Raw genomic sequence first — 25,496 nt, 5'->3', positions numbered from 1 at the left:
TCCTCGTCCCAACCCGCTTGCTGTATGTGCAATGGGTGTGCCGGGCGTCACGAGACCACGATCGCCCCGGTTTAGAATGGCGTAAGTCAATTGTACGTAGTGCTTTGTGGGTCTCGAGGATCCGTCGACGCGCCCAGGGACCGACTTCGGTATCGTCCTCTGCAGGGGGCAGGTCAGTCGACTGACCAAGGACAGCCCTCCCGGGGCGTGTTGCCCACCCATCCAGGGGTCCGAACGCGTAGGGGGTCGCTTAGGTTTCGGTATCCATCGACCGAGCTTCCCACGTTTGGACTCCACTTCTCCTGAAGTAACGGCCACCTGGGAGGTGGTGTTGGGCATTCTCTAGGAACAAGCCGTGTGCCGCGTGCCTTCCGGAAGCGTTGTAAGCGGAATATTGTTAAGGAATTACGACGATAGCGTTGCCGGTGCTTCGGGGCTGAAGGACTCCCGGAATTGAGACAATGCTTCCGATCGGGGTAAACTTTGCCGACTTTCTGCCATGACTGAATCATCGAAGAGCAGCGGCACCCCTGATTCGCACCGGGCCTCCTCACGGAGTGATGAACTGGGGGCCCACGTGTCCGCGAGCGGTGGGGTACATCTCGCACCGGGGCGGGCCGCGGATATCGACGCGGTCGTGCTTCAATTGTTCACGAAGCAGCCGAGTCGCTGGGCGGAACCCAAGATCGATCAGCAGGTCGCTGACGCCTTTCTTGAGGAGCGTGAAACCCGTGGAGTCCAGGTGGCTGGTGCACACGATTCCTATCTGATCAACCTCTCGACACCAGATCGGCGGCTCTGGAGCATGTCCCAGGGGTCCTTCCAGTCAGAGTTGGAGCGGTGTGCGATGCTCGAGCTCGACTTTCTGGTGACGCACCCGGGAAACGCGACCGACAAGGACTATCTCGCCGGATTAGAGCGAAACGCACGAGGTGTGGCGGAATCGCTTGAAGCTGTGGAGGGTCCGACCAGGGTGCTCCTTGAACTGACAGCGGGGAGCGGCACGAGCGTCGGCGCGACGTTCGAAAACCTGCAGGCCATCATCGAAGGAATCCCCGAGTCGCTGCGACACCGCGTTGGCGTGTGCTTCGACACCTGTCACGCATACAGCGCAGGATACGACCTAGTGAATGCTTATGATCAGGTCTGGGACGACTTCGACCGGATTATCGGCCTCGATCGCCTGGGGCTCATCCACCTGAACGACTCGAAGCACCCGTTCGCGTCCAAAAAGGATCGACACGAGACGATCGGGCAGGGCACCCTGGGCCTTGAGCCATTCCGCAGGATCGTCCTCGACGAACGACTCAATAGCGTGCCCAAGGTCCTCGAGACGCCCAAGGGTGACTACGGCGCGGAGGCCGACATCCGAAACCTGACGACGCTCCGGGAACTTCGCGCGGCCGGCTAACGAGCTGAGGTTGGGCTCTCTGGTGTGCGGCTCACTTGGAGCGCTACGAAACCTCGGCCGCGTCCTCGGCAAACATTCGAACGATCAACCCGCGATCGGATGGGTCTGTGACCACGACGCCGAATCGTTTCCTGAACATCATTGCGATCAACAGGATCACGCCGAAGCTCACGACGAGAACAGGGCCTGTGGTCAGGTCGAATGTGAAAGAGACCCCTAGGCCCGATACGATGGCGATCGTACCCGCACCCCAAGCGATCAGGAGCGCCTTGGTGAAGTCCCGCGTGTAGAAGAAGGCGATCACAGAAGGGATTACGAGAACACTGAAGACCATCAACACGCCGGCGATTTGAACAGAAGACGTGATCGCGACTCCGAACGTCGCATAGAAAATGAAGTCCCAGGTCTTGAGGCGGGTCACGCGTTCCGGCGCGAAGCTGATTGCCAGCATCGTGCGCCGCAGCAGGAAATGCAGAAGTCCGATGGCACCGTAGGAGATCCCTACCTTCAGGACTGTTGGCCAAGTCACCCAGATCAAGGCGCCGGTCATGGTCTCTCGAAGATGCTCTGTCCCCTCGGCAGAAAAGCTGGAGAGCAGGATCACTGCGGCGGACGCCACCACGAAGGTGATACCGATGAGAGCTTCCTGCGGGACTGGGGAATCTTTCATTCGCGTAAGGGAGAAGATCATCGCCCCCACCAGCGTGAAGCCGAAGGCGAACAGGTATCCTTCGACGGATCCGTGATCGGCTCCGGTCATGAAGGCGACCGTGCTTCCAAGTGCCGCGATCTGTGCTAGGGCGAGGTCGACGAAGATCACCTCACGCTGAATGATGTGCAGACCGAAGTAGGAATGCGTCAGCAGGATGATCATCGCGATCACGAATGGCGGAAAGAGCAGTTCTAGCACCGTCGGTGCCTCCCAGTTGTGGACTGCTTCTTCATCGTATTGCGGTCACGAGTTCGCTCACCCAGAGATCGACCAAGTCAAAATATGTGTCGATCCCTGGCCGGGACATGGGCTGCATCGGGACCACCACGCTCTGGACATCTCCTCGGGCTGCAACGGTCTCGACTCGCCCACGGTCGAAGTAGCTGGCTGCGACCACGAAGGGTACCTCGTTGTCTCGCATGACGTTGATGAGATGAGCGACATGCCGGGGCGTGGGAGGAATCCCAGGCTTCGTCTCCACGTACTCGATGCAGTTCACACCGAAGCGGTCCTCGAAATAGGACCAATTCACGTGATAGCAGACGATGTCGGTCCCCCGAAGTCCCTCCGCCTGCGATAACCATCCACCGAGGGCATCAGATAGCGGGGCACCCTCGAATTCATTGTTTTCAAGAAATCCGAAGAGGCCACCGTTCAGGGCGAGTCGCTCGAGGGTCTCGCCGCCCAGAAGCTCGACGAGACGAGAGCCAAAAACGCGCTCATATGTTTCCTCTTGGTAGGCGGCGAGGCCCGTATCAAAGTGGGTTGCGCGGTCGGACGCGACGCGCTTCAGGCCGACCGTGATGTTTCGCGCGATCTGCAGCGCCCGAAGTGGATCGGTGTGCAGGTGGGGGTTCCCAAAGATGTGCACGTCGCCCTGGCTGCGGTCGGCCGAGGCGGGGATGTCGAGTAGTTCGATTCCGGTGTATGCCGTGACGTATCCAGGGCGCCCTTCCATCACGGCAGAGTTCCCGGCTTTGTCCAGCAGGGCGGGGACCCACAGCTCGAGATCGAGGCCCGTTGTGATGAAGAGGTCGGCCCGACGGAGTTCAAGGGCGTAACTGGGCTTCGGTCGAACGAAGTGGGAGTCTTCGTTTGGGTCGGCGATCGAGCTCACTTCGACTTCAGCTCCGCCTATGGCGTGAGCGATCGCCGCGTAGACGGGCAGAGTCGCAACCACCTGAACCGGCGCCCGGGCGGCCTGATCGACCGGATTGCCGTCCCCTCGATCAGCGAGACCTGGCGACATTCCTGTGACCATTAGGATCGGGAGGATCCAGACGTTCTTTGCAGTCATCATCATTCTCTCCTCGCCCCTAGTAGGTAGCGTGCTTGTGTGGACCCATTGCAAACGTCACCTGCAGTAAGAACCTGCCGCTGCCATCTCCGCCTTCGATGCCGCTCAAGTGATCGTATTCCGCTCGTACTCTCACGAACTCGCTCTGCCACCACGTAAGCGTCGGCGATGCCAGCCACTGCGTGACTTCGGGCTCAGTCGGGTTTCGCACACGGTCGAATCGACCGCCGATCAGCCAGCTTGGTGAGAGACGGAACTCGGCTGTGGTCCAGAGGCCGCCAGCTGTCTCTGTTTCCTCGTGATCGTCTGGCTCCTCATGGATACCGGCCTCTTCGTGCCCCTCATGGGCCGCCAGCCCATCTAGGACCATATACCCTCCTCGCACGGTCAGGCCCGTCTGTCGGGACCTCGAGGGCGGAATCCAGTTGAACGCCATCTCTGCGTTGTACACATTCCTGCCGAATGAGGCGGCCTCGTCTTTGTAGTGCCCCTTGAGCCAAGACCCGCCTAACTCGAGGTCCGTGGAAGGACTGAGTTGCCAGAACGCGTTGATGTGGGATAGCACGGTGGCACTGGTGGCTTCACCAAAGAGCTGCTCGTTCCCGCTTCGGGTGACCTCTACGGTGGCTTCGTACGTGCCCGCGCCGCCACCGCCGAAGGGGGCGAGCCAGGTTGCGGATACACCAGTCTGAGCGAGGGCCTCCTCACCGACGATCGCCATGTGGGTGAGGGAGCGGCTCTGGAAGGGCAGGGCGTGAGCGTGCCAGCGGTTCACTGTACCTAGCCGCTGGAAGAACTTCCCGAACTTCAAGCCGAATCCGCCGGGGAGGGATACCCACTCCACGAATCCTTCCTCGATGTCGAACCCACCGCCGCCGTGGGGATCTTCGCCTTCCTCGCCTTCGTGTCCGTGAGCATCTTCACCGAACGGCACGATCTCAGGACCTGATCCGTGCCGGGAGATGAATACTGCCGCTCTCGAAAACGGATCGAGGGCTGACTGGAGTGAGATCTCAAATTCACGCCAGAAGAAGTTGTCTGCGTCGCGGTCGTTCGGATCTAGGTGAGCCATGACGTCGGCATTCAGGCTGATCTCGGGGTTCATTGCCTGCAGCGATCGTTGCAGGCCCATGAACGCTCCCTCGTCCTGGTCGGGCGTGGGGTCCCCGCCTGCCACCGCTGCTGCAGCTGCCGCGGCTCTCAGGTCGGCAAGCGAATTTTCCGCTCTATCGTCGTCACCCTCGGAGCGCAGGCGCTCGACCTCACCGGTAAGGCGTTCGACAAGGGCCGAGAGTCGCTCGAGCTCAATTCGGAGCGAGTCGCTCGGTTCCTGTGCGGAGATGGGGCATAGCCCCCCGACGGTGGTCAGCAAAAAAAGGATGACCAGGGTAGAGGGTGCGCGCCCTGAAGACGTGTAGGGGGACATAGTGCAGTACGTTGAGAAAGGCCTGGCAGACAGGCGCACCGCGTGCGCCGGAGACACCGCGGTTGTCGCGGTGGATCAGTACGTCACGCCAGGGGTGGGGCCCTTGCTGGGTGCCCTTCTTCGAAGACGGAGGATTCCGGATCTTCGAATTCGCCGAAGGCCCGTATCGCAACGAGTGACCCGGTCGTGGGCCAAGCCTCGTTTCCGACTAGAACCGAAAGATTGGCACCTACCTGCGTACACACCGTGTGGTCGTGCCCGGACGGACACTCGGCAGGGTTGTGCTCGCTCTCCACGACTGGGCTGTTGATCAGCTCGGACTGCTCCATAAGGGGCACCGCGATGCTCAGCGTAAGCATGAGCAGCGATATCCCCAGTGCGATGCCTCTGCGCACTCTGTCGCGTGAAGTGTCCATGAAGTTCAGGCTAATTCGGAATGGCCGATCGTGTCAATGGATTGTTGGCTCTCATCTGGTCGTGATCCTATATTTGTTCCGTGCATCGGAGGGCTCATTTATTGAGCCAATGAGAAGTCGCCGGGACTGACTCTCGGGAATGACGCTAAACCCCGGAGGAGGGGAAAGCGGTAAGTCCTGGGGAGGTCGCCAAGTATGAATCCCGGGCTTCAATAAAGCCCCTTCGGTGTACTGTGAGGGCCGGTGCCTTCCGCGGGTTCGCGGTTTTGGATGCCGGCCCTCACTTTTTTGGCTGACCCCTATGTTTTCCGAACTTCCTCCCACAGCCCCGACTTCCATGCCTGTAGTGCGAGCGACCCGGCGGGTTCACTTCTGTTCGGCGCACCGTCTTCATCGAGACGAGTGGTCGGAGGAAAGAAATCGCGAAGTGTTCGGCGATTGCACCAACCCGAATTGGCACGGCCACAACTATGTGCTCGACGTCACTGTCGAAGGAGTGGTCAATTCCGAAACCGGTTTCGTCATGGACCTCAAAGAATTGAAGGACGCGATGAACACCCAAGTGGTCGACGAGGTCGATCATCGGAATCTGAATCTCGAGGTTTCATGGCTCGAAGGGGTGATGCCGTCGACCGAGAATTTCGCTATCGCGATCTGGGACCAAATGGCTCCGGCACTTCCGGACGGTGTTCGGCTCCACCGGGTCTTCTTGCGGGAGACCGTGAACAACGCCGTCGAATACATGGGCCCCGGGGTGGGATAGACTGTGAGTGATACTACGAAGGGTCCGGATCTCTCTGCGGCAGGTTTTGAAGATCTCGTTGCTGAAATGATTCGCCGTCTTGGAGACGACCCCACCCGGGAGGGCATGACCCGAACGCCTGCGCGGTTTGAAAAGGCGATGTCATTTCTGACCAAAGGGTACGCCGAGACGCCCGTCGGTGTGTTGGCGGGCGGGCTGTTCGAAGAGAGACACGAGAGCATGGTTCTGGTCAAGGACATCGAGCTCTACTCGCTGTGCGAACACCACCTGCTCCCCTTTTTCGGAAAGGCGCACGTGGCTTACATCCCGAGTGGCAAGATCATCGGCCTCTCGAAGATTGCACGGATCGTCGAAGTGTATGCGCGTCGGTTCCAGGTTCAGGAACGCCTGACCGAGCAGGTCGCGCAGGCTATATGGGATACGACGGAGCCACAGGGCGTAGCAGTGGTCATCGAGGCTCGTCACTTGTGCATGATGATGCGAGGTGTGCAGAAGCAGAACTCGAAGACTGTGACGTCCGCCATGAGGGGAGTATTCCTTGAAGACCACCGCACGCGCGATGAATTCATGCGGCTGGTAACTAGCGGACACCAGCCGCTCTAGGCACAGGAGTCGAGATGAACGACGGACTGGGATTGGCCGGACGGACAGCCCTTGTGACTGGCGCGAGCAGCGGGATCGGCCGCGCGGCTGCGATCCGACTCGTGAACGAGGGCGCCCGAGTGTGGGGGCTCGCTCGGAGCAGCGAGGCACTGAACGAATTGTCGAAAGACTACGGGGTCAGTCCGATTGTGGCGGACCTCGCGGATGACACCGCGGTCTGGCTCGCGCTCGACGAGTTGTCAGATACTCTCGACGGGGCACCGGATATCGTGGTGAACTCGGCTGGCGTATTTGGCGTCGAGCCATGCGCGACCGAATCGATAAAGGCGTTTGATGTACATCTGCAGGTGAACCTGCGCGCGCCCTTTCTCGTCATCCGTGCGTTACTCCCTTCCATGCTGGCGCGGGGCTCCGGGCTCATCATCAACGTGGGATCCGTCGCAGGTCGAAAGGCGTTTCCGGGTAATGCGGCCTACTCGGCCTCGAAATTTGGGCTCAGGGGGCTCCATGAGGTCTTGGTCGAGGAAACGCGAGGCACCGGGGTTCGAGCCACCCTTGTCGAACCAACCGCCACGGACACCGCGCTTTGGGACTCGCTGGATCCGGACACCAACGACGGGCTACCCAATCGCGCGGACATGCTCGCTGCCGAGGATGTCGCGAACGTCATCGCTTTCGCGGCCACTCGGCCCGATGGTGTTGTCCTGCCCGTGCTTCAGGTCGAGCGGAACTAGTCCGACCGATGCACCTGCTGCTCACAGACCTGCTGACCTGTCCGCGGTGTGGACCCTCCTTCGGGCTCATTCTGCTCACGAATCAGATGTTGGACCGGCGGGTCCGGTCCGGGACGCTCGGGTGTCCGAATTGCCGTGATTCTTTCGAGATCCAAGACGGGTTCGCCGACCTGCGCCATCCACCACGTAGCGTGCTGCCTAAGGAATCGGGCCACACTTTGCCCGTCGCGCCTCACGGGAGGAGCGCGCCCGCAGAGGCAGACAAGATCGTGGCCTTGCTTGGGATAGAACGAGGACCCGGTTCGGTCGTGATGGCAGGAAGGTCGGCTGCCTATGCCTACCATCTCGCTGCCCGGGTCGAAGATCTCGCCGTGGTCGCGTTCGGGGAGGTGACGCGCTTCTGGACGGACGCTGGCACGGTGAGTCGAGTGGCGAGCGCCCCCGGGCTCCCCTTCTTTTCGAGAAAGATGAGAGGAATCGTGGTCGACGGGTCGTTGGGGTTGGCCGTGATCCACGAAGCAGCCCGGATCTGTGCGCCGTTCGGACGAGTCATCGTCCTTGCCAGTCCGCCGGAGGCCCGTGAGGTCCTAGAGGCCGATGGCTTGACTGTCTTGGCGGAGGAGGCCGAAACGGTGGTCGCCGCAAGGGGTTAAGCGTTGCGCGGGCCCCGTGGCCCCGGATATCTTCCGTGTCCCTGGGAAGGCCCGTCGGAGGTTCGCTTCGGCGGCGACCTGAGCCCTCAGACCCCCGAAGAATGGCGTTCTGGAAGAAGATTCTCGGCAGGGAGGATTCCCAACCTGTCGAATATTACACCGAAGGTCTCGAACTGCTCTCCGTGGGCAAGTTCCATGAGGCCCTGACCTCGTTTCGTCTGGCACTCAAACAGTCCCCGGGCGATGCGATCGTGCTGCAGCAGATTGCGATCTGCTATACTCGGATTGGAATGGTCGAAGAGGCTGCGAAGACGTATAGGCACGTGCTTCATAAAGACCCATCCGCCTCCGGCGCTCACTATGGATTGGCGTTCATCCTGTTGAGGGGCGAGGAGTCGCATCAGTCGATCGAGCACCTCGAAGCGTTTCTTTCGCACGCACCAAAGGATGACGACGCGGGTGCCCATGTGGAGCACGCCCGATGGACCCTGGCACAGCTCCGCGAGCAGGCTCGCGACACGCCTCCAGAAACAGGTACCGATGCCAACTTCTAATATCCGCCAGGTCCGTCTGACATGGACCGGCGAAGGACTCTCCTTCGAGGGGGGAGCAGACAACGGTGTCCAGATCGGGGTGGACGGCGACGGCGTCGCTGGCCAGACGCCGATGCAATTGTTGTTGTTGGCTTTGGCGTCCTGCATGGCGATCGACGTGCTGATGATTCTCGAGAAGTCGCGCGTGCCCGTCGAAGACCTAGCGGTCGAGGTCATCGGGGAGCGCGCGGAGACGGTTCCGAAGCGCTACGTCGCGATTCAGCTGAAGTACGAAATCAAGGGTCCCTCCGATGAGGATCAGGCGAAGCTTGATCGGGCGATCGAGTTGTCACGGGACAAATACTGCTCGGTCCTGCACACGCTCGATCCGGAGATCGACTGCGACATTGCTGTCGAGCGGCGCTGACACCGGCCCGTGCCTCAGCTTGCCTACGCAGTAAACGAGACTCCAGTCCCGGAGTCGACTCTGGTCGATCTCTTCTTCGAGGGGATCGATCATTGGGGTGACGAGACGGCGTTCCAGCGTTTCCGGACGCCGGACCATATTGTCGACATCACCTATAACGAGACACTCGAAGCTGTGAGGAAGGTGAGCGCATCCCTCGTCTCTGCGGGCCTGGCCCGCGGTGACCGAGCCGCCATTCTCTCTGAGAATCGAGTTGAGTGGGCACACTCAGATTACGCCTGCCTGTGTGCGGGAGTGATCACGGTACCGATCTATCCGACACTGATGGCTGACCAGGTCGCGTATATTCTGCAGGACTCGGGTGCCCGCCTGGTGTTCGTCGCCAACGAAGCCCAGGCGAAGAAGGTGAAGGAGGCAGCTGACGAGGCACGTGTGGAGGTTTCGATTGTCGGGTTCGATCTGGATTCATCCGACGGTGTGATCGGATGGGCGGATTTCCTGCGCTCTGGCGCAGAACAGGCTGAGTCGACAGGGGCAGCGGACTTTCGCACTGCGGCACTCGAGGCTCAGCCCCACGATCTGGCGACCGTACTCTACACGTCTGGGACGACCGGTCCGCCCAAAGGCGTCATGCTCACGCACAACAATATTGCGTCGAACGTCCGGGCCTCCGTCATGATCCTCGGCGTTCGACATTCCGACAACACGGTCAGCTTTCTGCCGTTGTGTCACATCCTCCAGCGGATGGTCGATTTTCTCTTCTTCTGGACTGGCTGCCGGATCGGCTACCCGCGGTCCCTCGATACGCTGATCGTCGATCTCGGCAAGCTTCAGCCGACCGTCGTGGTCTCGGTGCCGAGGATCTACGAGAAAATTTACAACGGGGTCATGAATGCGGATGGCTTCAAGAAGAAGCTGATCAACTGGGCCGTGGGCGTAGCCGACCGTGTCGCCGACCTGAGACTCGCAGGCAAGAACCCCGGAGGGCTGCTCGGTCTTCAGTACGCTGCTGCGGACAAGTTGGTGTTCTCGAAGGTGAGGGCGCGCGTCGGCGGGCGCCTTCGTTTTTTCGTGAGCGGCGGTGGTCCACTGGCGCCGGCGCTGAATCGGTTCTTCTACTCAATCGGGATGACGATTCTCGAAGGGTATGGCCTGACGGAGACGAGTCCGGTCCTGCATGTCACGATCGAAGACGGATTTCGAATCGGATGGGTGGGTCCCCCCGTTCCCGGTACTGAGACCCGGATCGCGGACGACGGCGAGATCCTTGTCCGTGGCCCGCAGATCATGAAGGGCTACTACAACAAACCTGAAGCCACTGCCGAAGCAATCGACGAGGATGGCTGGTTCGCCACCGGTGACATCGGCGAGTTGAGTGCAGACGGTTACCTGCGGATCACCGATAGGAAGAAGGATATTCTGGTCACGGCCGGCGGAAAAAACGTCGCTCCTCAGCCGATCGAGAATCATCTCAAGACGCACGTCTTGGTAGAGCAGGCAGTCCTCGTGGGCGACCGCAGGCGTTATTGCGCGTTGATCGTGGTGCCTGCGTTCGGCCCGCTCAAGTCCTGGGCGAACGAGGCCAGGATTTCGTGGAGTACAGAAGCCGACCTAGTCAAGAATCCGGATGTGATCGCTCACGTGGAGAAGGAGTTATTCGCGACTCTGAGCGGCTTCGCGTCGTTTGAGCGACCGAAGAAAGTCACACTGATCGAGGAAGAATTCAGCATTGAGAATGGCCTGCTGACGCCAACGCTCAAGGTGAAGCGAAACGTGCTGCGCGAGCAGTTGCAGGATGTGATCGACGCAATGTATTCGGACGAAGCAGCCGATCAGACCGCCAACTAACCGAATGACAGGGGACCCATCGAGGGCCGTAGTGGCCGTGCTGTGGACTGCCTCGGACCCTGGGCGTGCATCCGCGATTGCGACGCGCCTCGTAGAGGAACGTCGCATTGCCTGCGTGAACGTTCTCCCCGGTGCCACCTCGATCTTTCGGTGGGATGGCGCGGTGAGAGAAGAATCGGAAACGCTGCTTCTTTCCAAGGCGACGCAGGGGAACGTCGACCGGGTTCTGGAGAGGATTAGCGAGCTTCACTCGTATGACGTACCGGAAATTCTCGCCCTTCCCGCGGTAGCTGGGTCCGAGCGCTATCTGACCTGGGTCGCCGACGAAGTGACGCCGAGCGAATGACCGAGTCGCGTAAGACGGACAAGAAACGCAAGAAGCGAGCGTCTCGGACCAAGGACCAGCAGCAGGTCGAACTCCTTCCCCAGACGCCCCCGGTGCCTGGTGACGGCCAGCCTGCGGAATCGGATCCGGATACCACGAAGGCCAGCTCGCTAGAGGGTTCCGGCCCGGCTGTATCCCCTGTTGCCGAATCCGTTCCAGACTCTGATGCTGCTCAGGCACCTGATCTCAAGCCGGGTGATGCGGACACCCTAAGGCCAGAAGGGGCCGGTGACGCCGAGCTGATCGACGTCGGAGAGCCCGACCCCACCCCCATCCTTCGGTCGCAGATTTCTGCGAGTCGGGCACGAATCCCAACAGACAGACCCGAATCTGATCCAGACTCGCCTCCCGGCCTGAATCCGGCGGGGAACCAGCTCGCCAGGGCTCGGGATCTGGTCGAGATTGGACGGATCCCGGAGGCTATCGAGCAGTACCAGGCGGTCTTGGCTGACGATTCAGATAACCTGAAAGCGCATAACAATCTCGGGGTGCTCTACGATGAGCTTGGTCGCCATGAACTCGCGGTCGAGCACTTCCAGTCGGCCCTCAGCACCGATCCGGAGAATGTCGAGGTCCTGACGAACCACGGTAGAGCTCTTACGGCGCTCGCTCGCTACGAGGACGCCGCCGAGCTCATTCGGCGCGCTCTTCGGAGCTCGCCTGATGATCCTGCGGCCCGATTCGCTGCAGCGATTCTGTCCTTCCGGCGGGGTCTGTACGCACAGGCTGAGCCTGAGTTCATGTGGATTTGCGAACAGGCCCCCGATGATGGCCTGGCGTTCTACTATCGAGGGGAGGCGCTGAACCGCGTCTCGCGGTATGACGAGGCCATCGAAGTCATGCTAAGGGCGGCAGAGTTACTTCCGAATGATTCACGACCCTACTACACGTTGGGTCACTTGTACGACCGCCGCAGCATGCGTGAGGAGGCTTCGGACATGTACCGCCGGGCTCGGGACGTGCAGGGCCGAGAGGCGGTCTCGGTATGATTCGGGTGACCCTCGGACTCTCTGCTTGAGGCCGAGATCGATGCGATCGTCCACCGATCCGTACCCACCACCCACCCACCAACGCGTTGTCACGCGACATGGATTCCGCTGCGGGCGGGTATCCGGCGCGTCCAGTCCATCGACTTCTGATCAGCATCGATTCCAGCGGAGATATTTGATGCTCAACTCAATAAAGAAATTCTTCTCTTCCTCCATGAGCCCTGCACCTGAAACGGACCAGAAAGAGGCCGCCAAGGACATTCGTCTGGCTGCTTGCGCCCTGCTGCTCGAGTTAGCGAACGCAGACGACGAGTTTACGGATGACGAGAGACAGCATCTGGAATCTGCCGTACGGCGTCAGTTCGGACTCGGGGCTACGGAAGCCGAGCAGCTGCTGGAGCTCGCGCAGCAGGCACGTGAGGAAGCCGTGGACTTATGGCAGTTCACGAACCTCATCGCGGAGAACTACTCGACCGGACAGAAGATGGTACTCGCTGAGATCATGTGGGGCCTCGTGTACTCGGATGGTGATCTGGCCAACAAGGAAGACTATCTGATGAGGAAGATCTGTAACCTCCTCCGTCTCGAACCTGGATACCTTGCCGAGGCTCGCGAGCGCTACATGCGAGGCGGGGAGGGGTGACACCGACGGCTACCCCCGGCATATTTCTTTGAACTACCGACCCACACCGAACTCCGAATCACGATGCGCGACCTGGTCCCCGGCGGATACGTCTTCACCCACGTCATTTTCTGGGCGGTTGTCGGCATGGTCGCCGTTGGCACCAATGCCGTCGGCATCATTCTTTCGATCGGTCTGGGACTTCTGGTCGTGGAGACTCTGACTCAGACGAAGTGAGTGTTTCCATCGTGTTTCTCGTCGTGACGGCTGTTGCAGGTATTGGAATCGGTATTTGGCTGGGCATGCCCGGTCGGTACTCGCAGACCGTGGACGAGCTTGAACAATCCATGGCGACGGGTGGAAAGCGGCGAGCGCTCAAAAAGCGAAATGTGAATCCGCTTGCGTGGATGCACCGCAACGCGAGTGCGAAAAACACGCCGTCGCGTGAACGGCGTGTCGCTCGAGGCCGCCGCTCTAGATTCAGTCTTGAGTCTCCGGAGAATCCCGACTCCTGACGTTGAAGAACGGGCCCTCTTCTCGGAGCCCGTGGCAATGTCCCCCGTTCTCTGTACGGTCTGCTCCCGTGACACGAGCCACCCTTCTGCAGTGTATTGTGGTCCTCGCATCGCTGCGATGTCGTCGGCCTCGGAGAGGGCGATCGTACCCCCATCGTCGGGGGGGAGGGGCGGGCCGTGCACGATTCCCGGGGATGCGAAGGCTTCCCTCGAGATCCTCTCGAACGGTTTCTGGCTCGTAGTCGATACTGCCCTGGGTGCCCAGGAGTGCGGTACGACTGGCGGGACGTGGCCCGAGGCTGATGGTGTCATTTCGGCCCCGACGATCCTGAGGTGTATCAAGCCGTCGCCGTGGATCGAGTCAGTCGAGGTGATACAGACAGATGGCCAGGTGACCGGTAGGGACCTTCAGCGCGACTATCGAAGGACGGCCTCCACTGCGACCAGTCCCAGGCCGATGATCGCACCGAGCACGTAGCCCAATCGAACGATCAGTTTCAGCTCACGGTCGGTGATCTTCCGCACGATCTCTTCCATGCGCGCCGTCGGGAAGTGGAGCACCTTGTCTTCCACTCTACGGGCGACGTCGATGCGCTCCACGATCTCGGGGACCTGCGTCTGGACCCAGTCCCAGATCGGGTCACTGAGCGCTGCTTCCAGGCGCTGGGGGCCGTTCTTGGGAAACCAGCGAACGGGTGTTCCAATCGGGCGCTCCATGGCCCGTGAAACGAGATGCTGAGCCCCGGCGTTGAAGGCCTGTCGAGTAGTATCCGTCCGTGCTGCCGTGACCATGATCTCGGCAATCTTCGAGATTGGAATACGGTCGAGAACGTCGCCCCATGTCCGGTCACCGGCTTTTTCGAGTCCTGAGTACAGCTTCTCGACGAGGAACTCCCGGGTCGCCGGATCTTGGGCCATCTCGACCACGTACCCTGCCAGAGTCGCGCGCACTTCCAAGACGTTGGGGTCATCCGGTTCACCGAGGACCTCGTTCACCGGCCGGCGCAGGAAGTCCACGATGGCCTGGTTCACCCCTCTGGCCATCGCTTCTTGAACCGCGGGATCACGAAGAATCTCGGAGAGCCTTTCCGCTCCCTCAGCTTCGATCGTGTCGAGCACCTTGTCGACCGTTGACTCGGTCATTACGACGCGAGCGACGATCCGCTGGTGGAACTTGAGGTCCCTCAGGAAACGCTTCAGGAGGTCATGAATCGTTGATTCGAATTTCGCCCGCGCTGCTGGATCTTCGAGCAGTCCACCGAGCCTCTCCGCCGCGAGTGGCAGATAGCTCGCGATGGCTTTCTCCACCGAGCCCACGAGTCCGAGCGGCAGGATCTGTTCGAATGTCCGGCCGGGCTCGAGGAGCTTTCCCGCCGCACGTCCGAGATAGTCTGAGACGGCTTCTGTGAAGTCTTCGCTCTCGACCGCATTTTGGAGCCAGTCCTCGATCGCTCCTTCGAGTGCTGCACCTCGAGCGGGGATGAGCGCGTCTCCGATCGGCTGATCAGCCACGGCGGCGATGATGTCACCCGCCCGGCGCTCCATCGCGTCTTCGAAGGACTCTGAGATGAGGTAGCTGTCGAGCTGCGCAAGTCCCTTTTGTAGGGCCTCGGAGATCAGAGAGTCGACATCGTCCCGCACCGCTGGAGGAATCAGGCCACCAAGAGACCCTCGCTCGGTGTGCAGTACCTCATTGAGGAACATACCGAGTCGCTGATCAAACGCCTCCCGGAACTCGACATTTGCAAAGGCCTTGGTCAGGTCGTCGGATGTAAGGAGTCGATCACCGACGGTGCGCCCGATCGCAGAGGCGATGCGCGGCTGGTTCTTCGGCACTGCGCCATGTAGGAATCGGACGGTCCAGCGGCCGAAGAGCTTCGGGGGCTCGTAGGGGTGGAAGAGCATCCAGACCGCGATGGTGTTCGTGAGCCCCCCGGCGATGGCCCCGAAGGCAATCTTCGCCCCTATGAGCACGATTTCCTGGTTCATCGGCTTACCGCCTCTCGTGCACAAGAATGCCGTGCACCGGATAGGTGCCTGCAGGCGTCCGAACCTCCCCGATCACTTCGTACAACGCGCGAACCGGGAGCAGTGGCCCTGGCCCTACGCCTGGCTGTATTTCTGCCGAGACGGCCTCCAGGTCTCCTTCCAAGGCCTCGTTTGATGTCCAGAATCGCCATTCCACCGGGATATCTCGGCGAGCAGGTGGAAATGCCTCGGTTTTGCGCCAGTCCACCCGAACCTCCGGCCATTGAAGTTCAGCGTCCCCCCGTCCCCAGCCCCGGTACAGTGGCTCGACCGTGCCGCCGTGCTCGCGATCGGCCGCGAAGACGAACTGCGCCGAGTCTCCGGACAGCAAGAATGCCCAGTCGCCTCCGGGAGCTTCAGAAGCAGCTGATGCGCGTGCCATGTCGAGCACCATACCGTCGATCCGCCGGTCCGAGAGGTAGGCTGATCCGGTCAGTACCTCGAACGATCCGCCGCGTGCTCCCGTCCAAGTGGTTCTGACTTCACCCAGGATGATTTCGAGATTGCGCACACCCTCTTCAAACACGATGCCGTCGATCGCGTCGTCATCTCGAACGAGTAATCTCAAGCCCTGGTGTGGAAGAATGCGGGAGGGAGTTCTGGTGGGAGGTGTTGTCCATCTCTCGGCGAGGAATCTATCCCAGACGCCACCCCGTGTGAGCCACCCACGGGCTTCCCGCCTCACTGAATCGGCTAGTTCCACGGCCTGTATCATCCACGGAACAATGAACACACTGTCGCCCTCCGTTGAGGCGAACACGATGTTCCGTTCATAGAAGCGTAACGAGGAATTTCCGGCGTCTGCGGGCTGACCGGCCTCCTCGGAGCCGTCAGGGATTGTCTCTTCTTGCAGCCCACAGGCTCCAGCAGTAGTGACGAGGAGGACCAGTACTGGGCCGTAGGGCCGGACCCATCGACTGCGGCTGACGGACCAGGGGTACCTCATGACGCTTCCTCGAAGAGTGTTGGGTCTCTGGGGTCCCAGATCTGGTCGGGGCGCGCCTGTAGCTTCTCGTCGAGCCGGCGCATGAAGCGGGCGATCAGTCGGCCGGATCTACCGAAGTCACCACGCTCGGTGCTAGAGGTCGCGGCGAGGTCTACACGTGTCTGTGCGTTCGCATCCAGCCCGATGTTGATTCTGACCGTGACCTCGGACGAGATCAGCCCTCCTGAAACGTGTGCCGAGATCACGCCTCGCTGGTCGTCCGAGCTCTCGATGCTCCATCCGCGGAGCCCGCCACCACCCAGACGACTCGATGCCTGCCACACGGCTTCGAACGGGATCGCGTAGGTACGACCTCTCAGGCGCGGATCTTCACCATGCAGATCGGTGGACGCCTGGTTTTCGGTGAACCCTTTCAAGACCCCCTTCAATCACCGAGCTCCTGTCCGAGGGCAACCCGAATGAAAACGTTGGCTGATATCGACTGATCTCTGGCCTCGATCGGGGTGGCCGCCGCACGGCTCATGGCCGGAACATCGGAATAGAACTGAGGTGCGATCCGATTCGCCCCGCCATTGATTTCGAGAGGGCGCCGAGCTCGTAACCCAGTGACGACGCGATGACCTCACCCTCTTCGCGAGCGCCCTGGACCGCCATGGCGAGAGCCTCACGACGTGCATCTTCTGTATCCGCGGCGAAGAATGAGATCTGAGCCACACGATTGGCTCCTGATTCGATCGCGGTATCCACGAGCCGACCGACTACGTCGACGTCCTCGATCGTCGTACGGACGTTGTTGTGCACCGTGTACGCGATGATTTCGCGGGTTCGCTGGTTGTTCGTGGTCGAGTACTCGGGATTCAGGGCGTACCCGAACGTCTCGATCTCGAGACTGTTGAAGCCAGCCGCGCGCATTGCGTCGAGGACGGCCGTCATGGCATCTGCGTTCTGGCCAGCCGCTTCACTCGCATCGCTCGCTCGCGTCTTCATGGTGAAACTGACCATCGCCCGATCCGCGGCCACGGTCACAGCAGCGGCACCGCTGATCTGGATCCAGCTCTCGCCGACAGCCTCCTGAGGTGGGGGTGGTGGACTACTGGTGGCAGGAGTGGCACAGGCGGCCAGTATCGTTGCGAGCGTAGTGATTGTCAGTGTTGTCTTCATGCTCTCAGCCCTGGGGTGCGTCGATTCCCGTTTATCTGGCCGCACACTTAAAGTTATAGTTTGGCGCGCTCGACCCCCGCTCGCCACAACCATGTGATTACCGATGAAAGCCGTCATTCCTTTGGCTGGGAAGGGGACCCGTCTTCGTCCCCACACGCACAATACACCCAAGCCTCTGCTCAAGGTCGCCGGCAAGCCGGTGTTGGCCTATATCCTCGACGATCTGCTCGAGCTTGGCGTAGACGAGGTCGTCTTCATCCTCGGCCATCTACGCGACACGATGCAGACGTGGATCGAGACGGAGTATCCTCAGATCACCGGCCACTACGTGGTGCAGGAGGTCCAGGATGGCACGGCGGGGGCGATCGCATTGGCCGAACCGTTCGTTGATGAGGACGTCCTCATCATTTTTGCCGATGCAGTGCTCGAGGTCGACTACGGCCTCACTGAGACGCTGGGCGCTCAGTACGGAGCGATCATCTGGGCGAAGGAAGTCGAGGACTATCAGCGATACGGCGTCATCGTCACGAACGAGGACGGCACCATGAAGCAGATCGTCGAGAAACCGAGTGAGCCGGTGTCGAAGCTGGCGAATATCGGACTGTACTACATCCGTGATCACGAACTCCTCTTCGAAGGAGTACGTCACACGCTCTCCGTCGATCCAGGGCCATCCGGTGAGTTCTACCTGACCGACGCTTTCCAGTACATGGTCGACCAAGGCAGTGGGCTCATCACGGCCCCGGTCGAGGGTTGGTGGGACGCCGGGAAGCCCGAGACGTTGCTCGAAACGAATGAGCATTTGCTCAAGATCGGGCATGGTGGGGTCGACCAGAGAGCGTCCGTTGAGGGTGCAGAGATCGTCGAGCCGGTCCGCATCGAGGCTGGCGTCACCGTCCGCGGAGGCAAAATCGGACCGAACGTGACGCTGGAGACTGGGACGACGGTTACAGACTCGGAGCTTGAGCACACTGTTGTTGGCGCGAGCAGCGAGCTGACCCGGGTCCGTCTCCAGCACTCGCTGATCGGCGGTAACTCGTCGCTGTCCGATGTATCGGGAAGGCTTCTGGTGACTGATCACTCCGTGGTGACGGGAGCGAGCTGAAGCAAAGGGTCCGCTGGGCGGATCTTTCGCTGAAAGCCACGGCCGCCGCTGAGCGGCGTTGGCTTAGTTCGTGACCCCGGCAGCCGCGAGCACAGTGTAGAGTGCTCGGATGACGCCTTCGGGGCCGTGGACGTTCCGATACCACTCGTCCGTCGTGTGCGCGAGGCCAGCTTCTCCTCCGCAGCCAATCGTGATGGCGGGGACCCCGGCGGCCATCGGTACGTTGGCGTCCGTCGACGACAGGGCCAAGATGGGGTTGCGGTGAATCGCGCGCGTCGCGTCGATCGCTGCGCGAGCGAGGCGCGCCCGGGGGTCGGTGATCCCACCAGGCCGGTCGCCGATGACCGTCCGCGACACGGAAAGCGCGGGTTCGGCCGCAGCGACTTCGTTTGCGATGTGAGTGATGTGGTCACCAAGCCGTTCGAGCACATCGGCGTCGGTGCACCGAGTGTCGATCTCGAGCCAAGCCTCCTGAGGGATGGCGTTGATGCTCTTTCCGCCACCGATGCGCGCAATTGTGAGTGTGGATTGTGGCTCAACCTCGAGTCCGATCTCTGTGAGCCTCCTGCCCAGCTCGGTCAGGTGATGAATCGGGTTCGGCGCCCCCCAATCCAACCACGAGTGACCTCCGGCCCCCGAAATGGTGATCCGATACCGACGAGAGCCGAGGCCCCGGACCACGATTCGGTTGAGCCCCGCCCCATCCAGAGAGATGAACCCACCAGCTCCGACTGCAGCTCCGTCAGCGCTGAAGAGATGCTTTACCCCTCTCAGGTCGCCGCTCCCTTCTTCGCCGACGGTGGCCACGAAGAGAAGGGAGGCCTGCGTGGTGATACCGCAGCTCTCGAGCGCGCGTGCCACAGAGAGCAGGGCAGCAAGTCCCCGTGCGTTGTCGGATATCCCTGGCCCGCTCAAAGTATCTCTCTTCCGCGTGACCGAGACGTCCGTGCCCTCAGGAAAGACGGTGTCGAGGTGAGCAGTGAGGACCAGAGGGGCGTCGTCCGTCGAGCCATTACGCTCCGCCAGAACGTTTCCGACGGCATCCGACCGGATATTGGACAGCCCTGCCTTACCAAGGCGCTTGGCCATTGCCTGCGCCCGCATAGACTCGCCGAAGGGCGGAGCGGGAATCTCCGAGAGTTCGATCTGATCACACAGCGTTGCTTCGTCGGTGCTGCGAATCCGAGCGACAGCTTCCGACACTCGCCGATGGGCGGTGATCTCATCCATTCGTTGCATCACAGGGCACGATTCGGCTGGTTGCGGATTGTCTCCATTCCTCTCGAGGCCAAGGGAGCGAGAGGCTCTGCTCTGTGCCAGTGGGTGTAGGTTGGAGAGAAGCCCCTATGAAGGCTGTCCGACATGACCCCAGAGGGCCTGCGGAGTATGTTAAAAGCCACCCGTAACTCAGACTGTCGCAAAAGCGAGGAGCATGGACGAGCAAGCACTCATTCACGACTGGAACGAGACTGAATCCTCCTTCGATTGGTCGACCGTACGCGGGGTAGAACTCGACGACGAGACCTTGAGAGACGGCCTTCAAAACCCGTCAGTCGTGGACCCGTCGATCGAGGACAAAATCCGGTTGCTTCACTTGATGGAGAAGCTGGGGATCCACACGGCGAATATTGGCCTTCCGGGTGCCGGTCCACGCGCCGTCGAGGCGGTGACCGCGCTAGCCCAAGAGATCGTCGACGCGGGTCTGTCCATTCGGCCGAATTGCGCGGCAAGAACGGTGGTCGCGGACGTTGCGCCCATCGCTGCGATCAGCCAGAAGGTCGGGATACCGATCGAGGCCTGCACCTTCATCGGAAGTTCGCCCATCCGGCAGTATGCTGAGGATTGGACGCTCGCGAAGATGCTTCGGGTGACGGAACAGGCGGTGACGTTCGCGGTTGCCGAAGGGCTCCCTGTCATGATGGTCACCGAGGATACGACCCGAGCGCAGCCGGAAGTCCTCAAAGAATTATACGGGCACGCCATCGCGTGGGGCGCGCGACGGCTGTGTGTTGCGGACACGGTCGGGCACGCAACACCGGAAGGTACGAGAGATCTCATTCGATTTGTCATCGAGGAGATCGTTGAGCCTTCCGGAGAGAACGTGACGGTCGACTGGCACGGTCACCGGGATCGCGGCTTCGGGCTCGCGAACACGTTCGCCGCGATTCGAGCCGGTGCTAATCGCGTACACGGCACGGCTCTCGGGATCGGAGAGCGGTCGGGCAACACCGAGATGGATCTACTGCTCGTCAATCTGAAACTGATGGGGCTTCACGACGGTGACCTGACACCGCTGGCAGAGTACTGCGAATTGACCGCACGGGCGTGTCAGGTCCCGCTGGTGCATTCCTATCCGGTTTTCGGTTCTGATGCGTTTCGCACGGGAACCGGTGTGCACGCAGCTGCGATCGTGAAGGCCCATGCCAAGGGCGATAACTGGCTCGCCGACCGGATCTATTCGGCGATTCCCGCCTCGATGGTTGGGCGAAAGCAGATAATCGAGATCGGTCCGATGTCAGGACTCTCGAACGTGAAGTACTGGCTGCGTGAGCACGGACACGATCCGGAAGATGGGGAGCTTTGCGAGCGAATTTTCCGTGCGGCGAAGCAGACGGATCATACGCTCACGGTAAAAGAGATCGAGGCTCTCTGCCGAACTGACTGAGCTCGTTTGCGCCGGGCCTGACAAAAGGAGTAGCCTGTCGGCCATGGAATCAGATATGCATGGCGCAGTCGAGGCGCTACTCGACGAGGTGGGTGCCGAGACCCATTCGCAGGCGCTGTTCGAAGGCGCGAACCTCCGGGGCCAGGTCGCGATCGTAAGCGGCGGTTCGAGTGGGATTGGGCGTGCGGTAGCGCTGGAGTTAGCTCGCTGCGGGTGCCACGTCGCGTTCTGCTTCCTGGATACCGGTTCGGAAGCTCGGCTCGATGCGCAGGAGGTCGCCCGCAAGCTTCGCGAGATGGAGGTGCGGGTGTTGTTCCGTTCCTGCGACGTCCGAGACAGCCGGGACGTGAGCAGCTTCGTCGCCGAGGTCCAGGAAGAACTCGGTGGAATTCAGATTCTGGTGAACAATGCGGGGATCGGCCGTGACCGTGCGATATGGCATATGGAGGATCACGAGTGGGAGGCCGTCGTCCGGACGAACCTAGACGGGGTCTTCTTCTTCACTCGCGCGGTCGCCCCGTTCATGCGGGCGCAGGAGTATGGAAAGATCGTGAACGTCACGTCCGTGCACGGCATCCGTTCCGAATTCGGAATTTCGAACTACGCGTCGTCGAAGGCTGGACTCATTGGCCTCACACGAAGCTCGGCAGTTGAGTTGGGGTCCAGAAACATCAACGTGAACGCGGTTGCTCCCGGGTATATCCGGACGACCCGGCTCACAGATGGGGTGCCTTCCGAGGTTCTCGACAAGGCTCGTGAGCAGGCGGTTCTGGGCCGTCTCGGGGACCCTCAGGACGTAGCTGGCGTCGTGCTTTTTCTCTGTTCTGAGGTGGCTCGCCATATCACCGGCGCCGTGATTCCGGTAGATGGCGGCTACCTCTTGTAATGCCGATTAGGTCGTCATAGTCTGATCGCAACATGCGGTACAGCGATTTGGCCGGTTGAACTGTCATGTTTCGGAGCGCTCCGCCCCGTCCAAACCTTGCCCCTCTGACGCGAATCCACGTTTGCCCTGCGTGAGCCGCGCCCACAAAATCTGCGGATGCAAATACTTCGGAAATTTTCGAGCGCCATCGACGGACTGAACGACCGGATCGGTATGTTCATTCGTTGGCTCACACTTGTGATGGTGATGATCGGCGCGATCAACGCGGTCGTGCGGTATTTCGCGCGATCACAGCAGTGGACGCTGAATCTCACGCCAGCCACGGAGGCCCAGTGGTATTTGTTCAGCCTGATCTTCCTGCTCGGCGCGGCGTACGGCTTGAACCATGACGTGCATGTGCGAGTCGACGTGATGTACGAACGCATGAAGCCGAAAACGCAGGCGTGGATCGACCTGTGTGGGACGATCCTGTTCCTGATCCCTTTCTCGGTGATGATGCTCTATGTGTCATATCCGGCGGTGCGGACATCGTGGTCGATTCGAGAGATGTCGCCCGACCCTGGAGGCCTGCCCAGGTATCCGATTAAGGCGTTGATCATTTTCTCGTTTGTCATGCTCCTGCTCCAAGCGATGAGTCAGATGGTGAAGCAGGTCGACGTGATCCGGGGGACGACCGCCCCGCTCGATCACCATGAAGATGAACTGGAGGCCCACTCATGAATTTCTGGGGCCCCGCAATGTTCGTCACCGTTCTGGCGATGATCTTCACCGGCTATCCGGTCGCATTCGCGCTCGGTGGCACAGCTCTGATCTTTGCCCTCATCGGTGCCGCGTTCGACATATTTCCGTTGCCGCTCCTTTTTGCGATGCCGGAGCGAACGTTCGGGACGATGTCGAACTTCACGCTCCTGGCGGTGCCGTTCTTCATCTTCATGGGGACGATCCTCGAGAAGTCGAAGCTTGCCGAACAGCTCCTGGAGACGATTGGCCTCCTGTTTGGGCGTTTCCGGGGGGGGCTTGCGATTGGGGTGATCTTCGTCGGCGCGCTGCTCGCTGCCGCGACCGGCGTGGTGGGGGCGAGCGTTACCGCCATGGGGCTGATTTCGCTCCCCGTCATGCTGCGCAACGGATATAAGGACGAGCTCTCGCTCGGCACCATCGCCGCATCGGGTACTCTGGGGCAGATCATTCCGCCGTCGATCGTTCTGATCGTCCTCGGCGACCAGATGGGTGTGCCGGTTGGCAGTCTGTTCCGGGCGGCGATGCTTCCCGGCTTGGCGCTCACGATCTCGTATGCCCTGTACGTCGGTATCATTGCATACCTGAAGCCTGAGGTGGCCCCGGCCTTGCCGATGGAGATGCGGGTGTCGGGGGTCGAGCTGCTGAAGAGGGTCATCGTTTCCCTCATACCGCCGCTTGCTCTGATCTTGGTTGTTCTCGGGAGCATTTTCGCTGGCGTCGCAACGCCGACTGAGGCAGGTGCGCTCGGCTCTGTCGGCGCGATGGTACTGGCACTGATGAACCGATCGCTGACACTCGATGCGCTTCAGAGGGCGATGGAGGAAACCAGTCGACTGACGATCATGGTCGTCTTCCTCCTTATCGGGTCGACTGCCTTCGCGCTGGTCTTCCGAGGCTTCGACGGCGACATCTGGATCGAGGGCATGCTCACCGGGATTCCTGGTGGAGCGCTCGGCTTCCTGTTGGTCGTGAACCTTGTCGTGTTCATCCTTGGCTTCTTCATCGACTTCTTCGAGATCGCGTTCATCATCGTACCGCTCATCGTGCCGGCGGCGGCGATCCTCGGTGTCGACCTCACATGGCTGGGAATCGTGCTGGCGGTGAACCTCCAGACGTCGTTCCTGACGCCTCCATTCGGCTTCTCGCTCTTCTACTTGCGAGGAGTCACACCGGACGACATTCCCACGACCTCAATCTATAAAGGGGTTATGCCGTTCATTTGTATTCAGCTCGTCGTACTCGGTGTCCTCATCTGGATGGCTGTGCCGAAGTAATCACTTTCAAAACATGGTGTTTGGGATCAGCGCGGCGGACCTGGTGACCTTCGTGTGGGTGCCGCTGCTCCCTTGAACGGTGGCATTGATCGCCAATGTGATCCCGGCTCGTCAGGCTACGAGACTGGATCCGACTGCGACGCTTCGGGCGAGCTAGGGCGAACTGAACAGGGGATTGGACGAGGAGTGTTCGACCGGCCAGCTTGAGGGCCCCGTTACTCCAACTGAGCTGCGATGGCCACCTACACTCCACAGGATCCAGTCAGGAGTACAATCTGGACGGGGGGGCGGCGTGCACTCGGAAAACACCCAGTCATGGGTTCCTGGGTGAAGAAGATCGGTTCGGTGAGGGTCATCGAGATGACCGAGGAGCCGTTCTACTACCTGGCTCGAACCATCTGCTATCAGCAACTGGCGGGTGCGGCCGCCGCGACGATTCACGGTCGATTCTGCGAGGCACTCAAAGGAGACGTGACACCGGCTAAGGTGCTGAGGTTGCGGGAGACCACACTCCGAAAGGCCGGGCTGTCGGGTAACAAGCTGGCCGCCATTCGAGACCTAGCGACGAAGATTCGATCGGGCGAGGTGGAGGTTCATGATCTCGAAGAGCAGTCGGACGAAGAGGTCATTCGGCGGCTCGTCCAGGTCCGGGGGATCGGCGAGTGGACCGCGCAGATGTATCTGATGTTTCGGCTCTATCGCGCCGATATCTGGCCGACCGGGGACCTCGGGGTGCGGGCGGGCTACGGGAAAGCCCATGAGTTGGAGAAGCCGCCCACGGCCAAGGCAATGGAGCCGCTCGGCGAGCCGTTTCGCCCTTGGCGCAGCGCCGCTGCCTTCTATTGTTGGCGTATTCTGGAAACGGAGTTGCAATGAGTCGACAGACGACGACGCTGACCGAAGATCTCTACGCTTACTATCTCGACGTGGCGGTCCGTGAAACGGACATCCACAAGAGGTTACGTGAGGAAACTGGCAAGCTCGAAAACGCCCAAATGTAGATCAGTGCCGAGCAGGGTCAGTTCATGACGCTTCTCGTGGGTGCGATGGGCGTGAAGAAGGCTCTCGAAGTCGGCACGTTCACCGGATACAGCGCCCTCTGCATCGCGCTTGGACTGGCGGAAGACGGGGAGTTCATCGCCCTGGATATCGACGAGGAGTGGCCGTCCTTCGGCCGCCGCTACTGGGCTGAAGCGGGTGTCGGAGACAAGGTCATCTTTCGACCTGGGCCAGCCGCTCAGTCGCTCAATGCGCTCATCGACGAGGGGCACCAGGGGAGAGTTTCGACTTCGTCTTCATCGACGCCGACAAGCGAAATCTCGTCACCTACTAGGAGAATTCGCTGAAGCTGCTTCG

At 60.7% G+C, this 25,496-nt stretch carries 30 protein-coding genes; 21 read left to right on the top strand and 9 right to left on the bottom strand.

All coding sequences use genetic code 11. The features are described from left to right. Positions 1–499: 499 nt before the first annotated feature. On the top strand, positions 500–1,411 hold the full coding sequence (locus tag OSA81_12065; GenBank protein ID MDE0899746.1) for a deoxyribonuclease IV: 912 nt from the start codon (positions 500–502) through the stop codon (positions 1,409–1,411). Positions 1,412–1,454: 43 nt separating this feature from the next. Here the strand turns inward: OSA81_12065 and OSA81_12060 are convergent, their stop codons facing one another. The 4 genes from OSA81_12060 to OSA81_12045 form a co-directional block, all read right to left on the bottom strand. Beyond that, entirely contained in the window at positions 1,455–2,321 is an 867-nt protein-coding gene (locus OSA81_12060) for a metal ABC transporter permease (GenBank protein ID MDE0899745.1), read from the bottom strand. A gap of 31 nt (positions 2,322–2,352) precedes the next feature. Further along, positions 2,353–3,426, bottom strand: a complete 1,074-nt coding sequence (locus tag OSA81_12055) for a metal ABC transporter substrate-binding protein (GenBank protein MDE0899744.1) — start codon at positions 3,424–3,426, stop codon at positions 2,353–2,355. A 13-nt stretch (positions 3,427–3,439) separates the two neighbouring features. Next, positions 3,440–4,846 (bottom strand): hypothetical protein, encoded by a 1,407-nt coding sequence (locus OSA81_12050; GenBank protein MDE0899743.1) that lies wholly within the window; start codon positions 4,844–4,846, stop codon positions 3,440–3,442. A gap of 83 nt (positions 4,847–4,929) precedes the next feature. Then, the gene (locus tag OSA81_12045) at positions 4,930–5,262 is read right to left on the bottom strand and encodes a hypothetical protein (protein ID MDE0899742.1); all 333 of its coding nucleotides are present in this window, start codon (positions 5,260–5,262) and stop codon (positions 4,930–4,932) included. Positions 5,263–5,599: 337 nt separating this feature from the next. On the opposite strand from OSA81_12045, the gene OSA81_12040 reads away from it, so the two are divergent. The 12 genes from OSA81_12040 (at position 5,600) to OSA81_11985 (ending at position 13,334) form a co-directional block, all read left to right on the top strand. Next, positions 5,600–6,025 (top strand): 6-carboxytetrahydropterin synthase, encoded by a 426-nt coding sequence (locus OSA81_12040; GenBank protein ID MDE0899741.1) that lies wholly within the window; start codon positions 5,600–5,602, stop codon positions 6,023–6,025. A 3-nt stretch (positions 6,026–6,028) separates the two neighbouring features. Further along, the gene (gene folE, locus OSA81_12035) at positions 6,029–6,628 is read left to right on the top strand and encodes a GTP cyclohydrolase I FolE (protein ID MDE0899740.1); all 600 of its coding nucleotides are present in this window, start codon (positions 6,029–6,031) and stop codon (positions 6,626–6,628) included. A 14-nt stretch (positions 6,629–6,642) separates the two neighbouring features. Beyond that, positions 6,643–7,362, top strand: a complete 720-nt coding sequence (locus OSA81_12030) for an SDR family oxidoreductase (protein ID MDE0899739.1) — start codon at positions 6,643–6,645, stop codon at positions 7,360–7,362. Between the two features lie 8 nt (positions 7,363–7,370). Continuing rightward, positions 7,371–8,015 carry a hypothetical protein gene (locus OSA81_12025; GenBank protein MDE0899738.1) on the top strand — a complete coding sequence of 215 codons (645 nt, stop codon included), beginning with the start codon at positions 7,371–7,373 and terminating at the stop codon, positions 8,013–8,015. 101 nt (positions 8,016–8,116) lie between these two features. Further along, positions 8,117–8,569 carry a tetratricopeptide repeat protein gene (locus OSA81_12020; GenBank protein ID MDE0899737.1) on the top strand — a complete coding sequence of 151 codons (453 nt, stop codon included), beginning with the start codon at positions 8,117–8,119 and terminating at the stop codon, positions 8,567–8,569. Then, entirely contained in the window at positions 8,556–8,975 is a 420-nt protein-coding gene (locus OSA81_12015; protein MDE0899736.1) for an OsmC family protein, read from the top strand. Before OSA81_12020 ends, OSA81_12015 begins: the two co-directional genes overlap by 14 nt. Before the next feature lie 9 nt (positions 8,976–8,984). Continuing rightward, complete coding sequence (locus OSA81_12010; protein MDE0899735.1) at positions 8,985–10,823, top strand: long-chain fatty acid--CoA ligase; 1,839 nt, start codon at positions 8,985–8,987, stop codon at positions 10,821–10,823. Positions 10,824–10,854: 31 nt separating this feature from the next. Next, on the top strand, positions 10,855–11,169 hold the full coding sequence (locus OSA81_12005; GenBank protein ID MDE0899734.1) for a divalent-cation tolerance protein CutA: 315 nt from the start codon (positions 10,855–10,857) through the stop codon (positions 11,167–11,169). After that, positions 11,166–12,197 carry a tetratricopeptide repeat protein gene (locus tag OSA81_12000; GenBank protein ID MDE0899733.1) on the top strand — a complete coding sequence of 344 codons (1,032 nt, stop codon included), beginning with the start codon at positions 11,166–11,168 and terminating at the stop codon, positions 12,195–12,197. The genes OSA81_12005 and OSA81_12000 overlap by 4 nt, the downstream gene beginning before the upstream one ends. 178 nt (positions 12,198–12,375) lie before the next feature. Further along, entirely contained in the window at positions 12,376–12,840 is a 465-nt protein-coding gene (locus tag OSA81_11995) for a TerB family tellurite resistance protein (protein ID MDE0899732.1), read from the top strand. A gap of 63 nt (positions 12,841–12,903) precedes the next feature. Continuing rightward, complete coding sequence (locus OSA81_11990) at positions 12,904–13,056, top strand: hypothetical protein (GenBank protein MDE0899731.1); 153 nt, start codon at positions 12,904–12,906, stop codon at positions 13,054–13,056. Next, positions 13,053–13,334 (top strand): hypothetical protein, encoded by a 282-nt coding sequence (locus OSA81_11985; protein MDE0899730.1) that lies wholly within the window; start codon positions 13,053–13,055, stop codon positions 13,332–13,334. The genes OSA81_11990 and OSA81_11985 overlap by 4 nt, the downstream gene beginning before the upstream one ends. A 417-nt stretch (positions 13,335–13,751) precedes the next feature. Here OSA81_11985 and OSA81_11980 read toward each other — a convergent pair whose 3' ends face one another. The 4 genes from OSA81_11980 to OSA81_11965 all read right to left on the bottom strand — a co-directional run bounded on the left by OSA81_11980 (position 13,752) and on the right by OSA81_11965 (position 17,469). Further along, entirely contained in the window at positions 13,752–15,323 is a 1,572-nt protein-coding gene (locus tag OSA81_11980) for a DUF445 family protein (GenBank protein MDE0899729.1), read from the bottom strand. A 4-nt stretch (positions 15,324–15,327) separates the two neighbouring features. Then, entirely contained in the window at positions 15,328–16,308 is a 981-nt protein-coding gene (locus OSA81_11975; GenBank protein ID MDE0899728.1) for a hypothetical protein, read from the bottom strand. Beyond that, positions 16,305–16,736 carry a hypothetical protein gene (locus OSA81_11970; protein MDE0899727.1) on the bottom strand — a complete coding sequence of 144 codons (432 nt, stop codon included), beginning with the start codon at positions 16,734–16,736 and terminating at the stop codon, positions 16,305–16,307. The genes OSA81_11975 and OSA81_11970 overlap by 4 nt, the downstream gene beginning before the upstream one ends. Before the next feature lie 91 nt (positions 16,737–16,827). After that, on the bottom strand, positions 16,828–17,469 hold the full coding sequence (locus OSA81_11965; GenBank protein MDE0899726.1) for an SIMPL domain-containing protein: 642 nt from the start codon (positions 17,467–17,469) through the stop codon (positions 16,828–16,830). A gap of 103 nt (positions 17,470–17,572) precedes the next feature. On the opposite strand from OSA81_11965, the gene OSA81_11960 reads away from it, so the two are divergent. Beyond that, a complete protein-coding gene (locus tag OSA81_11960; protein ID MDE0899725.1) occupies positions 17,573–18,574 on the top strand; it encodes a sugar phosphate nucleotidyltransferase in 1,002 nt (333 codons plus the stop codon). A gap of 63 nt (positions 18,575–18,637) precedes the next feature. Here the strand turns inward: OSA81_11960 and OSA81_11955 are convergent, their stop codons facing one another. Next, positions 18,638–19,804 (bottom strand): M20/M25/M40 family metallo-hydrolase, encoded by a 1,167-nt coding sequence (locus OSA81_11955; protein ID MDE0899724.1) that lies wholly within the window; start codon positions 19,802–19,804, stop codon positions 18,638–18,640. Positions 19,805–20,006: 202 nt separating this feature from the next. Between OSA81_11955 and OSA81_11950 the strand changes: the two genes are divergently transcribed. The 7 genes from OSA81_11950 to OSA81_11920 all read left to right on the top strand — a co-directional run bounded on the left by OSA81_11950 (position 20,007) and on the right by OSA81_11920 (position 25,486). Beyond that, positions 20,007–21,239, top strand: coding sequence for a LeuA family protein (locus OSA81_11950; protein MDE0899723.1), 1,233 nt, complete (start codon positions 20,007–20,009; stop codon positions 21,237–21,239). Positions 21,240–21,282: 43 nt separating this feature from the next. Beyond that, positions 21,283–22,125, top strand: coding sequence for a 3-oxoacyl-ACP reductase FabG (gene fabG / locus OSA81_11945; protein ID MDE0899722.1), 843 nt, complete (start codon positions 21,283–21,285; stop codon positions 22,123–22,125). 156 nt (positions 22,126–22,281) lie between these two features. Continuing rightward, positions 22,282–22,845, top strand: a complete 564-nt coding sequence (locus OSA81_11940; GenBank protein MDE0899721.1) for a TRAP transporter small permease subunit — start codon at positions 22,282–22,284, stop codon at positions 22,843–22,845. Then, the gene (locus OSA81_11935; GenBank protein MDE0899720.1) at positions 22,842–24,140 is read left to right on the top strand and encodes a TRAP transporter large permease subunit; all 1,299 of its coding nucleotides are present in this window, start codon (positions 22,842–22,844) and stop codon (positions 24,138–24,140) included. Before OSA81_11940 ends, OSA81_11935 begins: the two co-directional genes overlap by 4 nt. Before the next feature lie 234 nt (positions 24,141–24,374). Next, positions 24,375–25,016, top strand: coding sequence for a hypothetical protein (locus OSA81_11930; GenBank protein ID MDE0899719.1), 642 nt, complete (start codon positions 24,375–24,377; stop codon positions 25,014–25,016). Then, complete coding sequence (locus tag OSA81_11925) at positions 25,013–25,141, top strand: hypothetical protein (protein MDE0899718.1); 129 nt, start codon at positions 25,013–25,015, stop codon at positions 25,139–25,141. Before OSA81_11930 ends, OSA81_11925 begins: the two co-directional genes overlap by 4 nt. Further along, positions 25,142–25,486, top strand: a complete 345-nt coding sequence (locus OSA81_11920) for a hypothetical protein (GenBank protein MDE0899717.1) — start codon at positions 25,142–25,144, stop codon at positions 25,484–25,486. The last annotated feature ends 10 nt before the right edge of the window (positions 25,487–25,496 follow it).

Source organism: Longimicrobiales bacterium (genome assembly GCA_028823235.1).
Taxonomy (GTDB): domain Bacteria; phylum Gemmatimonadota; class Gemmatimonadetes; order Longimicrobiales; family Gaopeijiaceae; genus UBA2589.
This window is presented reverse-complemented; position numbering and strand designations above follow the sequence as displayed.

Coding starts and splice junctions, on each gene's coding strand:
- OSA81_12015 (MDE0899736.1), top strand. CDS start 8,556: ATGCCAACTTCTAATATCCGCCAGGTCCGTCTGACATGGACCGGCGAA.
- OSA81_11940 (MDE0899721.1), top strand. CDS start 22,282: ATGCAAATACTTCGGAAATTTTCGAGCGCCATCGACGGACTGAACGAC.
- OSA81_11975 (MDE0899728.1), bottom strand. CDS start 16,308: ATGAGGTACCCCTGGTCCGTCAGCCGCAGTCGATGGGTCCGGCCCTAC.
- OSA81_11960 (MDE0899725.1), top strand. CDS start 17,573: ATGAAAGCCGTCATTCCTTTGGCTGGGAAGGGGACCCGTCTTCGTCCC.
- OSA81_11965 (MDE0899726.1), bottom strand. CDS start 17,469: ATGAAGACAACACTGACAATCACTACGCTCGCAACGATACTGGCCGCC.
- OSA81_11990 (MDE0899731.1), top strand. CDS start 12,904: ATGCGCGACCTGGTCCCCGGCGGATACGTCTTCACCCACGTCATTTTC.
- OSA81_11995 (MDE0899732.1), top strand. CDS start 12,376: ATGCTCAACTCAATAAAGAAATTCTTCTCTTCCTCCATGAGCCCTGCA.
- OSA81_12050 (MDE0899743.1), bottom strand. CDS start 4,846: ATGTCCCCCTACACGTCTTCAGGGCGCGCACCCTCTACCCTGGTCATC.
- OSA81_12025 (MDE0899738.1), top strand. CDS start 7,371: ATGCACCTGCTGCTCACAGACCTGCTGACCTGTCCGCGGTGTGGACCC.
- fabG (MDE0899722.1), top strand. CDS start 21,283: ATGGAATCAGATATGCATGGCGCAGTCGAGGCGCTACTCGACGAGGTG.
- OSA81_11925 (MDE0899718.1), top strand. CDS start 25,013: ATGAGTCGACAGACGACGACGCTGACCGAAGATCTCTACGCTTACTAT.
- OSA81_11980 (MDE0899729.1), bottom strand. CDS start 15,323: ATGAACCAGGAAATCGTGCTCATAGGGGCGAAGATTGCCTTCGGGGCC.
- OSA81_12030 (MDE0899739.1), top strand. CDS start 6,643: ATGAACGACGGACTGGGATTGGCCGGACGGACAGCCCTTGTGACTGGC.
- OSA81_12000 (MDE0899733.1), top strand. CDS start 11,166: ATGACCGAGTCGCGTAAGACGGACAAGAAACGCAAGAAGCGAGCGTCT.
- OSA81_11955 (MDE0899724.1), bottom strand. CDS start 19,804: ATGGATGAGATCACCGCCCATCGGCGAGTGTCGGAAGCTGTCGCTCGG.
- OSA81_12055 (MDE0899744.1), bottom strand. CDS start 3,426: ATGATGATGACTGCAAAGAACGTCTGGATCCTCCCGATCCTAATGGTC.
- OSA81_11950 (MDE0899723.1), top strand. CDS start 20,007: ATGGACGAGCAAGCACTCATTCACGACTGGAACGAGACTGAATCCTCC.
- OSA81_12040 (MDE0899741.1), top strand. CDS start 5,600: ATGCCTGTAGTGCGAGCGACCCGGCGGGTTCACTTCTGTTCGGCGCAC.
- OSA81_11930 (MDE0899719.1), top strand. CDS start 24,375: ATGGCCACCTACACTCCACAGGATCCAGTCAGGAGTACAATCTGGACG.
- OSA81_12065 (MDE0899746.1), top strand. CDS start 500: ATGACTGAATCATCGAAGAGCAGCGGCACCCCTGATTCGCACCGGGCC.
- OSA81_12020 (MDE0899737.1), top strand. CDS start 8,117: ATGGCGTTCTGGAAGAAGATTCTCGGCAGGGAGGATTCCCAACCTGTC.
- OSA81_11935 (MDE0899720.1), top strand. CDS start 22,842: ATGAATTTCTGGGGCCCCGCAATGTTCGTCACCGTTCTGGCGATGATC.
- OSA81_12045 (MDE0899742.1), bottom strand. CDS start 5,262: ATGGACACTTCACGCGACAGAGTGCGCAGAGGCATCGCACTGGGGATA.